The organism is Blastomonas sp. RAC04 (assembly GCF_001713435.1).
Taxonomy (GTDB): domain Bacteria; phylum Pseudomonadota; class Alphaproteobacteria; order Sphingomonadales; family Sphingomonadaceae; genus Blastomonas; species Blastomonas fulva.
Genome location: NZ_CP016460.1, coordinates 2,336,681 through 2,350,005, shown reverse-complemented (window position 1 = coordinate 2,350,005; position 13,325 = coordinate 2,336,681). Strand labels below are relative to the sequence as shown.

The 13,325-nt window shown below is 64.5% G+C and carries 15 protein-coding genes; 7 read left to right on the top strand and 8 right to left on the bottom strand.

Features of this window, described 5'->3' with window-relative positions:
* The first annotated feature begins 79 nt into the window (after positions 1–79).
* Positions 80–1,642: a replicative DNA helicase gene (locus BSY18_RS11945; RefSeq protein ID WP_231683754.1), complete on the top strand. Its 1,563-nt coding sequence runs from the start codon at positions 80–82 to the stop codon at positions 1,640–1,642.
* Between the two features lie 82 nt (positions 1,643–1,724).
* Here BSY18_RS11945 and BSY18_RS11940 read toward each other — a convergent pair whose 3' ends face one another.
* The 3 genes from BSY18_RS11940 to ubiG all read right to left on the bottom strand — a co-directional run bounded on the left by BSY18_RS11940 (position 1,725) and on the right by ubiG (position 3,441).
* Positions 1,725–2,126 (bottom strand): nuclear transport factor 2 family protein, encoded by a 402-nt coding sequence (locus BSY18_RS11940; RefSeq protein WP_069050742.1) that lies wholly within the window; start codon positions 2,124–2,126, stop codon positions 1,725–1,727.
* Positions 2,123–2,599 carry a nuclear transport factor 2 family protein gene (locus BSY18_RS11935; protein ID WP_171900226.1) on the bottom strand — a complete coding sequence of 159 codons (477 nt, stop codon included), beginning with the start codon at positions 2,597–2,599 and terminating at the stop codon, positions 2,123–2,125. The genes BSY18_RS11940 and BSY18_RS11935 overlap by 4 nt, the downstream gene beginning before the upstream one ends.
* Before the next feature lie 92 nt (positions 2,600–2,691).
* On the bottom strand, positions 2,692–3,441 hold the full coding sequence (ubiG, locus tag BSY18_RS11930) for a bifunctional 2-polyprenyl-6-hydroxyphenol methylase/3-demethylubiquinol 3-O-methyltransferase UbiG (RefSeq protein WP_069051888.1): 750 nt from the start codon (positions 3,439–3,441) through the stop codon (positions 2,692–2,694).
* 70 nt (positions 3,442–3,511) lie between these two features.
* Here ubiG and BSY18_RS11925 point away from each other — a divergent pair, with 70 nt between their 5' ends.
* Positions 3,512–4,774 (top strand): aspartate kinase, encoded by a 1,263-nt coding sequence (locus tag BSY18_RS11925; RefSeq protein ID WP_054133987.1) that lies wholly within the window; start codon positions 3,512–3,514, stop codon positions 4,772–4,774.
* Between the two features lie 110 nt (positions 4,775–4,884).
* A complete protein-coding gene (locus tag BSY18_RS11920) occupies positions 4,885–5,892 on the top strand; it encodes an NAD(P)H-dependent flavin oxidoreductase (protein ID WP_069050741.1) in 1,008 nt (335 codons plus the stop codon).
* Positions 5,893–5,952: 60 nt separating this feature from the next.
* On the opposite strand, the gene BSY18_RS11915 is transcribed toward BSY18_RS11920, so the two are convergent.
* Entirely contained in the window at positions 5,953–6,171 is a 219-nt protein-coding gene (locus BSY18_RS11915) for a hypothetical protein (protein ID WP_054133989.1), read from the bottom strand.
* Positions 6,172–6,236: 65 nt separating this feature from the next.
* Positions 6,237–6,839, bottom strand: a complete 603-nt coding sequence (locus BSY18_RS11910) for a LysE family translocator (RefSeq protein ID WP_236823353.1) — start codon at positions 6,837–6,839, stop codon at positions 6,237–6,239.
* 96 nt (positions 6,840–6,935) lie between these two features.
* On the opposite strand from BSY18_RS11910, the gene BSY18_RS11905 reads away from it, so the two are divergent.
* Positions 6,936–7,424 carry a DUF2505 domain-containing protein gene (locus tag BSY18_RS11905; protein ID WP_171900225.1) on the top strand — a complete coding sequence of 163 codons (489 nt, stop codon included), beginning with the start codon at positions 6,936–6,938 and terminating at the stop codon, positions 7,422–7,424.
* A gap of 37 nt (positions 7,425–7,461) precedes the next feature.
* The gene (locus tag BSY18_RS11900; protein ID WP_054133992.1) at positions 7,462–7,866 is read left to right on the top strand and encodes a GFA family protein; all 405 of its coding nucleotides are present in this window, start codon (positions 7,462–7,464) and stop codon (positions 7,864–7,866) included.
* A 55-nt stretch (positions 7,867–7,921) separates the two neighbouring features.
* Here BSY18_RS11900 and BSY18_RS11895 read toward each other — a convergent pair whose 3' ends face one another.
* Together BSY18_RS11895 and BSY18_RS11890 are read right to left on the bottom strand one after the other, a co-directional pair.
* Entirely contained in the window at positions 7,922–8,350 is a 429-nt protein-coding gene (locus tag BSY18_RS11895; protein WP_069050738.1) for a cupin domain-containing protein, read from the bottom strand.
* Complete coding sequence (locus tag BSY18_RS11890) at positions 8,347–9,171, bottom strand: SDR family NAD(P)-dependent oxidoreductase (RefSeq protein ID WP_069050737.1); 825 nt, start codon at positions 9,169–9,171, stop codon at positions 8,347–8,349. The genes BSY18_RS11895 and BSY18_RS11890 overlap by 4 nt, the downstream gene beginning before the upstream one ends.
* 156 nt (positions 9,172–9,327) lie before the next feature.
* Between BSY18_RS11890 and BSY18_RS11885 the strand changes: the two genes are divergently transcribed.
* On the top strand, positions 9,328–10,467 hold the full coding sequence (locus BSY18_RS11885; RefSeq protein ID WP_069050736.1) for a beta-ketoacyl-ACP synthase III: 1,140 nt from the start codon (positions 9,328–9,330) through the stop codon (positions 10,465–10,467).
* 4 nt (positions 10,468–10,471) lie between these two features.
* The gene (locus BSY18_RS11880) at positions 10,472–11,059 is read left to right on the top strand and encodes a GNAT family N-acetyltransferase (protein WP_069050735.1); all 588 of its coding nucleotides are present in this window, start codon (positions 10,472–10,474) and stop codon (positions 11,057–11,059) included.
* Positions 11,060–11,169: 110 nt separating this feature from the next.
* Here BSY18_RS11880 and BSY18_RS11875 read toward each other — a convergent pair whose 3' ends face one another.
* Positions 11,170–13,239, bottom strand: coding sequence for an amidohydrolase family protein (locus tag BSY18_RS11875; protein ID WP_069050734.1), 2,070 nt, complete (start codon positions 13,237–13,239; stop codon positions 11,170–11,172).
* Between the last annotated feature and the right edge of the window lie 86 nt (positions 13,240–13,325).

The window sequence follows — 13,325 nt, the reverse complement described above, 5'->3', positions numbered from 1 at the left end:
TCGCTGTCCGGCGCCTTGTCCACACGATTATTGGCCGCAGTGCCTTGCGCGCCACAGCGTCCGCAGCGAATATATGGGCATGGCCCAAGACACCCTGCTCCAGTCCGCTCCTCCTCCCGCGCTTCCGCCGCAGATCGCAGCCCCGATCGCGCGCGACACCCCCGAAGCCAAGCTGCCGCGCAATATCGAGGCAGAGGCCGCGTTTCTGGGCGCGCTGCTGATCGACAACCGGATCGCGGAAGAGGTTGGCGCGCGGCTCAAGGCGGAGCATTTCTTCGAAAGCGTCCACCAAAGGCTGTACGCGCAGATCATGCGGCTGATCGACAAGAACGTGACCGTGACCCCGGTGACGCTCAAGCCGTTCTTCGAAAGCGATGCAGGTCTCGCCGAGCTTGGCGGGATGCGCTATCTCGCGCGGCTGACCGGCGATGCCGGCGGCCTGATCGGCGCTCGCGACTTTGCCGAGCAAATCTATAACCTCGCGCTGCTGCGCGAGCTGATCCAGGTCGGGCGGACGCTGGTCGACAAGGCCATGGACACCAGCGAGGCGGTCGACCCGCTGGGCCAGATCGAGCAGGCGGAAGCCGCGCTCTACAATGTCGCGCAGGGAGAGGGCGACACCAGCGGCGCGGTGCATTTCAACGTTGCGGTCGGCGCTGCGCTCGGCATGGTCGAAAAGGCGCTCAACAGCGGTGGGCACGTCTCCGGCGTCACCACGGGGCTGACCGATCTCAACGCCAAGATCGGCGGCCTGCATCCGTCCGATCTTCTGATCCTCGCCGCGCGCCCCGGCATGGGCAAGACCTCGCTCGCCACCAACATTGCCTTCAACGCCGCCTCGCGCTGGCGGCTGGACAAGGCGGCGGGGATCGAGGACGACAAGAATGTCGGCGCAAAGACTGCGTTCTTCAGCCTCGAAATGTCATCCGACCAGCTGGCGACGCGTATCCTGGCCGAGCAATCGCGGATTAGCTCGGAAAAGCTGCGCATGGGGCAGATCGCGCGCAACGAATTCCAGCGGCTGGTGACAGCCTCGCAGGAGCTCGAAGACCTGCCGCTGTTCATCGACGATACGCCCGGCCTCACCATCGCCGCACTGCGCGCCCGCGCACGCAGGCTCAAGCGCAAGCACGATATCGGTTTCATCGTCGTCGATTATCTCCAGCTGCTGCAGGGCACGGGCCGCAACGAGGGCCGCGTCAACGAGATTTCGGAGATCAGCCGCGGTTTGAAGACGCTGGCCAAGGAACTGCAGGTGCCGGTGATGGCGCTGTCGCAGCTCAGCCGCGCGGTGGAAAGCCGCGAGGACAAGCGCCCGCAGCTTTCGGATTTGCGCGAGTCCGGCTCGATCGAGCAGGACGCCGATATCGTGCTGTTCATCTATCGCGAGGAATATTACCGGCTGATGGTCAAGCCCGATGGCCCGATCATGGACCCCAAGACCGCCGCGGACGAAGAGATCAATCAGAAATACCGCGAGTGGGAGGATAAGTTCAGCCCCACCGCCAACAAGGCGACCGTGATCGTCGCCAAGCAGCGCCATGGTTCGACCGGCAACGTCCAGCTGCGCTTCGAAAGCGAGATCACTAAGTTCAGCGACTTGGCCAGGGAGGATTATATGCCCGGCGGGTTCGACGAATAGGGAAAGGGTCGCCATATCGCACCAGCGTATGAGTGCTTCCGATTATCTGTAGGCCCCGGCCTGCGCAGGGGGCCGGACAGGTTCAAGCCTTCAGCGGGCGATACTCCCGGCGGAAGATGCCGGCGCGGATGCGGGTGTATTCATTGCCGACGAAATCATAGACGACGCAGCTGTTGATGTAATAGCGGTCGCCTTTCATCATCGGGCGCACCGCGAAGTCCGGCGCATCGCGCAGCGCGACGAATTCGGATTCAAGCTCGGCGGCCAGCACATTGCCATCGGCAAAACAGTTGCGGATCTCGATGGTGCGCTGCGCCGTCGCCTTGACCGTGGTGTAGAATTTGACGATGGCATCGCGTCCGATCAGCTCACGCCCGCTGCCGATCACCAGCCGTATATCGGGCGAATAATGCGGCACCAGATTGGCCCAGTCGCTGGCATTGAACGCTGCCATATACGCGCGAAAGCGGTCTTCCTGTGTCATGTCGGCTGACCCGGCTGCGAGCTGAACCGGGCCGAGCGCACCCGTGTGAAGCGCTCGCCCGCAATGTCGTACATCACGAAATTGATGCTCTGGCGGCGGTCGCCCGCCTTCATCGCCCCCGTCGGCATGTCGGGCCAGTCGCGACGTGCGACCAGGGTGGTTTGCAGCTCGGCAAGGCAGTTGTTGCCCGATGCTGCCCCTACGAAGGTGAGCAATTCCAGCTCCTCGTGCAGATAGCCATGGGCGTTGCGGTAGAAGTCGATCACCGCCTGACGCCCGGTCAAGGTCGCGGCTTGCCCGGCAAACTGCACGTCATCGGCATAGTAGCGCCCGAAAGCGTCAAAATCGGAACGGTTGAAGGCTGCAAGATAGGCTTCGAACCATTGGCGCATCTGAGCTTGAGCGGGCGTCCTGACGCCGGTTCCCGCCAGCGGTGCGGCCTTTGCAACGCTCGCGCCTGCTGGCAAGGCCATCGACCCGGCCAACCCGGTGAGAACCGCACCCGCGACGAAAGCACGGCGTGAGCCGTCTGTGCTCAACTTCTTATCGTTGCAATCTTCCATGTTCACGTCCGCACCACGGTCATCAGATAGTTCAACGCCACATTATCGCTCAGGTGCAGGCCCTTGATCGGGTCCCAGGCGATGCCGCGTGTATCGATCACGCTCAGCCCGGCGGCGCTCAGCAGGTCGCTCAGCTCCTCCGGCGTCAGGAACTTGTGCCAGTCGTGCGTGCCGCGGGGCACCTGGCCGATGCGTTCGGCAGCCTCGACCAGCATGATCCGCGACATCGTGGTGCGGTTGGGGGTGGACAGCAGCATCAGCCCGCCGGGGGCCAGCACGCGGCCCAAGGCGGCGATGAACGCGGCCGGATCGGTGACATGCTCGATCACTTCCATCGAGGTGACGAGGTCGAACTGTTCGCCCTCCAGCGTCTCGATATCGGCGCAGCGGTAATCGACCGTCAGGCCGACGGCAGATGCATGCGCAACTGCTGCCGCGACATTCTCCGCCGCCGCATCCAGCCCGGTGACCTTGGCGCCCAACCTGGCCAGCGGCTCTGTCAGCAGTCCCGCGCCGCAGCCCACATCGATCGCGCTTCTGTCCGCCAGCGGCTTGCGCGCAGCGCCGGCCTCGGTCCAGTGATGATCGATCGCATTGCGGATATAGGCCAGCCGCACGGGGTTGAGCCGATGCAGCATCGCCGATTCGCCCCTCGGGTCCCACCATTCCGCTGCCAGCCGACCGAAATGCGCGGCCTCTTTGGGGTCGATCGTTCCGTTACGGGCTTCTGCGGTTGCGGTGCTTGCGTTCATCATGGGGCCTCTCTATGGCAGCGCCCGACTATAGGGGCGAACTTCGCATAAGGGAAAGTACGAACGGGCAATGGCACGGATCGTCATGAAATTCGGCGGCACTTCGATGGCCGGGACAGAGCGCATCCGCAGGGTTGCGCGCATCGTCAAGCGTCAGCAGGACGCCGGGCACGAGGTTGCGGTGGTCGTCTCGGCGATGGCGGGCGAAACAGACCGTCTGGTCAATTTCTGCCGCGAGGCCAACCCATTGTATGACCCTGCCGAATACGACGTGGTTGTCGCCAGCGGCGAGCAGGTGACCAGCGGACTGCTGGCCATCGCGCTGCAGGCGCTTGGAGCCGAGGCGCGCAGCTGGCTGGGGTGGCAACTGCCGATCCGCACGGTCGAGGCGCACGCCAAGGCGCGGGTCGAGACGATCGATGCCGATGCGCTGATTGCCGAGATGCAGAAGGGCGTGATCGCGGTCATCCCGGGCTTTCAGGGCGTCAGCCATGACGGGCGGATCACCACCCTTGGGCGCGGCGGATCGGATACCTCGGCGGTCGCGGTGGCAGCGGCGGTCAAGGCCGACCGCTGCGACATCTACACCGATGTCGACGGGGTCTACACTACCGATCCGCGCATCGTCGCCAAGGCGCGCAAGCTTCGCCATGTGACCTATGAGGAAATGCTCGAACTGGCGAGCGTCGGCGCCAAGGTGCTGCAGACCCGCTCTGTCGGCCTGGCGATGAAGGAAGGGGTGCGCGTTCAGGTGCTCTCCTCGTTCATCGAAGACGATGCCCCTGCGGCTGACACGATCCCCGGCACGATGATCGTCAGCGATGAAGAACTGGAAGGAATGGACATGGAACGCCAGCTGATCACCGGCATTGCGCACGACAAGAACGAAGCCAAGATCACGCTGACCCGCGTGCCCGACAAGCCCGGCGCAGTGGCGAACATCTTCGGCCCGCTCGCGGAAGCTGCGATCAACGTCGACATGATCATCCAGAATGTCGGCCGCGACAAGGGCGAGACCGACGTGACCTTCACCGTGCCTGCCGCCGATCTGGCGCGCTCGATGGACCTGCTCGAGGCCGCAAAGGACCAGATCGGTTTCAACCGCATCATCCCCGATACCAATGTCGCCAAGATCTCGGTGGTCGGCGTCGGCATGAAGAGCCATGCCGGTGTCGCGGCGACGATGTTCAAGGCGCTCGCCGACCGCGGCGTCAACATCGTCGCGATCTCGACCAGCGAGATCAAGGTCAGCGTGCTGATCGAAGAGGATTATACCGAGCTTGCCGTGCGCGTGCTGCACACGGCCTATGGGCTGGATGCGGTAGAGGCTTGAAGGCTTCGGTCTCCTGCGAAGGCAGGAGCCCATCTCCTGCGTTTGCCTCGTATCGATAGCTCTGGAGATGGCCCCCTGCCTTCGCAAGGGAACCGGAACAGGATAGAATTATGACCAACCACCCCCTGACCGACACCGCCATGGCGCGTGGCACCGCGTTTCTCGGCAGCCAGACCGCGATCATGTGCGGGGCGATGAGCTGGGTGTCGGAGCGCAACCTGGTTTCGGCAATCTCCAACGCGGGCGGCTTTGGCGTGATCGCGTGCGGGGCGATGACCCCTGCGCTGCTCGATGCCGAGATCGCCGCGACCAAGGCTCTTGCCACCAAGCCGTTCGGCGTCAACCTGATCACCATGCACCCGCAGCTGATGGAGCTGATCGCGGTGTGTGCCTCGCACCAGGTCAGCCACATCGTGCTGGCAGGCGGGCTGCCGCCCAAGGGCAGCATCGAGGCGATCAAGGCCGCAGGCGCCAAGGTGGTGTGCTTCGCTCCGGCGTTGGCGCTGGCCAAGAAGTTCATCCGATCGGGCGTCGATGCGCTGGTGATCGAAGGCATGGAGGCGGGTGGCCATATCGGCCCGGTATCGACCAGCGTGCTGGCGCAGGAAATCCTGCCAGAGGTCGCGCACGAAGTGCCGGTGTTCGTTGCCGGCGGCATCGGCCGGGGCAGCGCGATCGCCGCCTATCTGGAAATGGGCGCATCGGGCGTGCAACTGGGCACGCGCTTTGTCTGCGCGCATGAATCGATCGCGCATCCGGCGTTCAAGAAGGCGTTTCTGCGCGGCAATGCGCGCGATGCCATCGCCAGCGTGCAGGTCGATCCCCGCCTGCCGGTGATCCCGGTGCGCGCGCTCAAGAACAAGGGCACCGAGGAATTCACCGCCAAGCAGCGCGAAGTCGCGGCGCTGCTCGATTCCGGCGGCATCGACATGAACGAGGCGCAGCTTCAGATCGAGCATTTCTGGGCAGGCGCGCTGCGCCGTGCTGTGATCGATGGCGATGTCGAGAACGGATCGGTGATGGCGGGCCAGTCGGTGGGCATGGTCAACGCCGAGGAAAGCGTCGACGATATCATCGCCACGCTGATGCAGGAAACCGAAACGGCGCTCGCCCGCTGATACGGGGAGCGCCGCTTGTTGGGTGGGCCATGGCTCAGACCGGCAGCGTCTTCAGACGGTTCAGTCGCCCTCGGGCTCTGCTGCCGGGTTTGCGGTGGCCTCTGCCGGGTTGGGCGTGGAGCCTTCAGGCGAGGTGGCCGCACCCGTAATCCAGATGATGCTGAGCGCGAGGATGGCAAGCGCGGTCGAGATCAGCAGCACATAGCGCACGATTCCCCGCTTCTGCCCGCCGCTGGCTTCTTCGGTGTTCATTTCAACTTCTTCGCCGTGTCTGATCATTGCCGACCTCCTCTTGGTAACAGACCATCACTACGCAAAATCCGCCGAAATGGTTCCCCTCGGCGCTATGCCGAAGGGCCGGTGGTGGTCAGCAGAAACCAGGCCGCGATTCCCGTCAGACCGATCGCCAACGCGTGCCGGGTTCGCTCCATGCGTCCCGGCTGGCTGAGCAGCGGATGCATCCTGGCAGCCAGCAGCACGATGGCCAGATGCACACTGGTCGCAACCGCCACGCTGATCGCGGTCAGCCCCAGACCGGTCGCCAAAGTGGGTCCGGTTTCGGGAAGAAAGCGCGGCACGATCGCGACATAGAACAGGGCCGCCTTGGGATTGAGGACGTTGGTGATCACCCCGCGGCTGAAATAGCGCGCCCCGGTGCGGCTGATAGATGCGGTGCCGGCGGGGGAGGTTTCGGTCTCTCCGCGCCAGGTCTCCCAAGCGAGATAAAGCAGATACAATCCGCCCGCCCAGCGCAGCGCTCCCCAGATCATCGGGCTCGCGGCAATCAGCGTGGCCAGCCCGGCGGCTGCGGCAATGCCGATCAGCGAAAGCCCGAGCGCGACACCTGCCACCGCCGCCAGCCCGGCCTTGCGCCCCGCCGCCAGCGTCAGCGCCGCCAGATAGGCCATGTTCGGCCCCGGCGTCAGTTCGATCACGAGAACTGTCATGACATAGCTTGCTAACATTGCGGCATAGCCTAGGCTGCTGACAGCCAAGCGCAATGCATCAGGATGCGGGCGCTGGATCAGGGAATGACAGGCGCGATGTTGAAGCGGCAGGAACGGCACGAATTTGCAAAACCGGTGGGGCTGGTGGTGGCCTGCTGGACCGACGAGGCGTTCCTGGTCGGCATGATGGAGGCGCAGGGCTCGCGCGATGTCAGCGTGGCCGTCGAGCGGCCCGAGCCCGGGCAGATCCATGTCGCGATCACGCGCCAGGTGCCGGTCAAGGCGCCCGCGCTGATTCGCTCGGTGATCGGGTCGTGGCTCAACCTGACGCAGAACGATATCTGGCAGCAGCACGCCGATGGCAGCTGGACCGCGGTGCGCAACGCCAAGCCCAAGGGCCTTGCGGCAGAGGGCGCCGCGCAAATCACGCTTGCGCCCCGCTCGGACGACGCCACGCAGTGCGAGGCGCAGATCAGCGTTTCCAGCCGCGCGCCGATGGTCGCCGACATGGTCGAGAAACTGATGCTCGAGGACAGCACCAAGCTGTTGCTGGAAGAATTTGCCTGGATCGACACGCACGGCTGAGGCGCGCGGACAGGCGTTGGCAAGGGGAGAGATACACATGACGATGACCGGAGGCTGCCTGTGCGGCGCCGTGCGCTACACCATCGAAGGCGACCCGCTGCTGAGCGCGGTGTGCCATTGCCGCAACTGCCAGAAGCAGGCGGGCAGCGCGATGTCGGTGCTGATCGGGGTGCGCGACACGCAGATGGAGATCACCGGCACGCTGACTACCTATCAGGACACCGGCGAGAGCGGTGACCCGGTCTATCGGCGTTTCTGCGGGATCTGCGGATCGCCGATCCTGTCCGACCTTCCCAGCCAGCAGGGGATGCACTTCGTCAAGGCGGGCACGCTCGACGATGTCAGCGGGCTCGACCCGAAGATGCACTTCTGGACCGCCAGCGCGCAGCCCTGGGTGCGGTATACCGAGGACGCGGTGAAGTTCGACAAGACGCCGGGCTAGGGAGCAACGGACATTGCTCCCCTCCCGCAGGCGGGCGGGGAGAGGGTCGTCAGGCTCACCCCGGCTCCCAGCCTGGCTCGGCCATCACGAAGCCGCTGAATTCGAACCCTGGCGATACCATGCAGCTGACCAGCGCCCAGCCATGGCGCGCGCGTGCGGCCTGCCAGTGGTGCGGGGGGATGACCAGTTGCGGTGATTGGCCTGCGGCAAAATCGTTGCCCAGCGCGTGCCACGCCACGGGCCCGTCGTCACCCGGAGCGGTGCCGACCTCGAGCGGGGACCCGCCATGCCAGCACCAGATTTCGGTCGCATCGACGGTGTGCCAGTGCGATTGCTGGCCCGCTTCGAGCAGGAAGTAGATCAGCGTTTCGCTGGCCCGGCCATGGGCGTCGGATGCGCCGCGCCAGGTCTCGCGGTACCAGCCGCCTTCCGGGTGCGGGGAAAGGGCGAGCCGGTCGATCAGCTCCCGAGGCGTTTGGCTCATTGCGCCGACGCTGCGTCGCGCTGCGCGGCGAGCTGGCCGCCCATCGCCGCAGCCGTACCGAACAGCTTATCAGGATCGCTGAACCGCAATTTGGCGAGCATGTCCTCCAGACCTTCCGCCACCACGATCTCCGGGTGGCCGGCAGCAATATCGGCAAGGATGCGCTGGGCGCAAACGGCGGGATCCATGCCATTGGCAATGGTACTGTCGGTCTTGCCGTGCAGGCTGCCATCGGCTGCGAGCGCATTGGCGGACACCTGCGTCCGGACCGATCCGGGCAGCACCGTATGCACCTTCAGCCCGTAATGCAGTTCGGTTTCCGCGCGCAGCGCATCGAGATAGCCGATCAGCCCGTGCTTGGCGGCGCAATAGGCTGTGCGCAGCGGCACGCCGGCGCGGCCCGCGACCGAGGATATGCCCACGATCATCCCCGATTTTCGGCCTGTCATGTGCGGTAGCAGCAGCTGGGTCAACCAGATCGGGGCGAGCAGATCGACCGCAATGATCCGGTCGTAGACCTCAAGCGCGGTGTCCACCGCAAGGGATCGCTGGCTGATCCCGGCATTGTTGACCAGGCCGTCGACATGGCCCTGCCAGGCAATCGCCTCCTCGACGATGCCGGGCAGCGCCTGCTTGTCGGTGGTCTCGAACGGGAGGACGAGGCTGGCCGTCGGCAGCCGGTCGGCAACCGCCTGTAACGCATCGCTGCGGCGGCCCGAAAGGATCAGCGATGCGCCCTGCGCGGCAAAAGCCTCGGCCAGGGCCTCGCCAATTCCCGATGATGCCCCGGTGATCCAGATGACCTTGCCCGAATATTCCATTTGCCTGTCTCTCCCGTTCTGGTTGGCGGCCATCAAAGAGCGCAGGCGCCCGCACGGCAAGCAAAAATGCGCGATCCGCGACGGCCCTTGCCATTGGCGTATTGCGGCAGTAAGACGCCCACCCGCTCCAGCTATAGTGCAGGACCCTACGGTTTCATGACTTCCGCCTATCCCACCGCCCGCCCGGTCATCTCCGCGACCGGCCTTTTTACCCCCGCCGACAGCATCAGCAACGATGAGCTGGTTGAGAGCTTCAACGCCTATGTTGCGCAGCATAATGCGCAGCATGCCGCCGCGATCGAGGCCGGGGAGATGACTGCGCTGCAGCCGTCGTCGGTCGAGTTCATCGAAAAGGCGAGCGGGATCAAGGCGCGCAAGGTTCTGTCCAAGGCGTCGATCCTCGACACCAACGTGATGTGCCCGCGCTTCGACGAGCGCCCGAACGAAGAGATTTCGGTGCTCGCCGAGATCGGCGTCGCCGCCGCGCGCGATGCGCTGGCACGCGCCGGGCGCGATGCCAAGGACGTGGATGCAGTGCTGGTCGCCTGCTCCAATCTGCAGCGCGCGTACCCGGCCATCGCGATCGAGGTGCAGGACGCGCTCGGGATCGAGGGCTTCGGATTCGACATGAACGTCGCCTGCTCGTCGGCGACCTTTGGCATCCAGACCGCTGCCGATTTCATCCGTGCAGGCAATGCCCGGTCGGTGCTGGTGGTCAGCCCGGAAATCTGTTCGGGCCACCTCAACTGGCGCGATCGCGACAGCCATTTCATCTTCGGCGATGTCGCCACAGCTGTACTGATCGAAGATGCCGACTTTGCCCCCGCAAGCCATTGGGACATCCTGGGCACCCAGCTCAAGACTCGGTTCTCGAACAACATCCGCAACAACTTCGGTTTCCTCAACCGCACCGCGCCCGAAAGCCGCGACGATGCCGACAAGCTGTTCGTCCAGGAGGGCCGCAAGGTGTTCAAGGAGGTGGTGCCGATGGTGGGCGAACTGATCACCGATCATATCGCCCGGCTTGGGATTGCCCCGTCCGACCTGCGCCGCCTGTGGCTGCACCAGGCCAATGCCGGGATGAACCGGCTGATTGCGCAGCGGGTGCTGGGGCATGAGGCGAGTGAGGACGAGAGCCCGACGGTGCTCGACACTTATGCCAACACCTCTTCTGCCGGGTCGATCATCGCCTTCCACCTGCACCATGACGACCTGAAGCCGGGCGACACCGGGCTGATCTGCTCGTTTGGCGCGGGCTATTCGGCAGGATCGGTGGTCATCCGCAAGGCGGGCTGAGCCGATGGCGGTGACGGTCGAGACGCTGCCTACCGCCCGCATCCATGCGGCGATCGACGCGCTTGCCGCCTTGCGCATCGCGGTGTTCCGCGAATGGCCGTATCTCTATGACGGCGATCTCGATTATGAGCGCGGCTATCTTGCCGAATTCGCTGCTGCGCCCGATGCGGTGTTGGTGATTGCGCGCGAGGGCGATACCATTGTCGGCGCGGCCACCGCATCGCCGCTGGCGGCGCAGAAGGAAGAGTTCCTGTCTCCCTTCATGGCGCATGGCTGGGATGTCGGCCGCACGTTCTATTTCGGGGAGTCGGTGCTGCTGCCGGGCTATCGCGGGCAAGGCATCGGCCATGCGTTCTTCGACCAGCGCGAGGCGGGGGCCAGGGCGGCAGGCGCGGACATCTCCACTTTCTGCGCGGTGCAGCGCCCCGCCGACCACCCGCTACGCCCGGCGGACTACCGCGCGCTCGACGCTTTCTGGATCAGCCGTGGCTATGGCAGGGTCCAGGGGCTGACCACCAGCTTCGACTGGCTCGACATCGGTGATGCGCAGGAGACGCCGCACCCGATGCAGTTCTGGGCGCGGGACCTGTAGCATTCCCCCCGTCATTCCCGCGAATGCGGGAATCCCGCTATGGCCGAAACGTCAGCGCAGAAGCGGGTCCCCCGCCTTCGCGGGGGTGACGGTGAAAAAGCAATGGGTCGTCAGCCCTCCTTGGGCATCTTCACCTTGGGCTTGGTCGCGAACGGCTTGATGCCGAACTCGGGATAGACGTCGCTGGGGTAATAGAACACGCCATCCTTGGCGACCATGCGGATCGCCTTGATCGCCTTGAGGTCCTTGGTGGGATCACCCTGGATCAGGAAGAAGTCCGCGTACTTGCCCTTTTCGATGCTGCCCAGCGACTGTTCCTGGTCGAGATACTCGGCCATGTCATAGGTCGCGCGGCGCAAAATCTGCGCGGGGGTCAGGCCGGCCTTCTGGTAGAGTTCGAGCTCGCGGTGATAGGTGAAGCTGCCGCCCATGTCGGTGCCGGGAATGAGGAAGATGCCCGCATCGTGCATCTTCTTGATCGTGGCAGTGATCTTGTCGAATGCGCCGCGATACGCCTTGTCGTCGGCGGGGCTTTCGATGTTCGACCACGCCTGCTTGGCGCTGCGCTGGACGCCTACCGGCATGTTGGCGACATAATCGACCATGCCCGGATTGATCGTGCCGTTGCGCGCCAGCAGCAGCGATTCATGGATCGCGAAGGTCGGGTCGATGGTGACCTTCTTTTCGACCATCGCGCCTATCGTCCTGTTCACCTTCTCGCTTTCGAGATCGAGGCTGGGCAGGCGCTTCAGGGCTGTCAGGCGCAACAGGGTGCGGGTATCCTCCTTGGGCTCGAGCACCCAGCCCAGCATCACCTGGTTGATATGGGTCATCTCGTCATAGCCTGCGGCGATCATCGCATCGGCGTTGGTGAAGGCGGGGACATGGCCCATGACGTGGAGGCCCAGCGTCTTGGCCTCTTTCACCAGCGTGGGGATCCACTCGGGGTTCATGCTGTTGTAGATCTTGATCGCCTGGAAATCGCGCGCGGCATAGAAGCGCGCGGCGTCGATCGCCTCCTGCTGGCTGTTGACGAGCTTGCCATTGTTCGAGCTGAAGGGACTCTTGCCCTCGATGAAGCCCGATTTGGTGATCCGCGGCCCGGCCAGCACGCCGCTGTCGATCCGTTCGATCAGGCCGTCGAGCACATCGATCTCGTTGCCCATATCGCGCACCGAGGTGATCCCGGCGAGGATGTTGAGCATTGCGTCTTCCTGGCCGATATGCCCGTGCATCTCGTAAAGGCCGGGGACCAGTGTACCGCCATTGCCGTCGATGGTAACCTCGCCCTCGGTGGTGGGACTGTTCACCGGCAGCACGGCGGAGATGTGCCGTCCGCTGACCACCACGCTCTTGGGCTCGGTGAGCTTCATGGTCACCGGATCGAACAGCCGAACGTTGGTGATGCGCACCGGCGCCTTGTAGCTGTTGGCCGCCTTGGCCTGCATCTTGACGAAGCGTTCAGTCGAATATTTGACCGCAAGGTCACGCAGCTTAAGGTCCTCGCCCTCGAAGCCCTTGCGCACGAACACTGCGCGCGGGGAAATCGCCGCAAACAGCGCGCCGGTGTCGTCGAGCAGGAAATAGCCGGGGTCGAGATCGTTGCCCGAAAGCGCATAGGAGGTGACGGTCATCGCACCGCCGGTGCCGGAGACCTGCACCTTTTCGAGCTCGGCAAGGCTGAGCGCGCCGCCGGGAAGCGCAGGCAGCGAACGGTCATCATCGGCAAGCAACGCGCGGGCATACATCCCAGCGGCCCAGGGGCTGCCTTCCTGCGCGACATAGATCGCCGGACCCTTGGGCTTGGCGCTGCCGCTGCCGGTCGAATCGGTCCACCGCGCGGTGCCACGCTGCATCGCGAAGCTCTCGTTGATCGCGTTGCCGAAGGTCGAGTTGCCGGTGATCTTCCAGGATGTCGGCATGCCCTTGGCATCAAGCCGCAGCTCTTCCTTCATCGTGGGGCCGCGGCCGTTGTTCTTGTAATCGTAATCGATCTTCACCGTGTCACCGCTGCGCACAACGTCGAGATGGCCGACGCGGGTGCCGCCGATGATGACGGTGAAATTCTCGCTGGTGGCAGTGCCTTGCGCGTGCGCGCCGAACAGCGGCGCGATGGCGAGCGCCAGCGCGACGGAACCGAATTTGCTGAATTTGCCGAATTTTTGCGTGCGAGCCGCCATGGCCTGTCCTTCCCTGAGAATTTTTTGTTGGGAAGACAGTGGGCTAGGCAGGCGGAGATGGCAAGCGGGAGGAGGATCAAAACGCC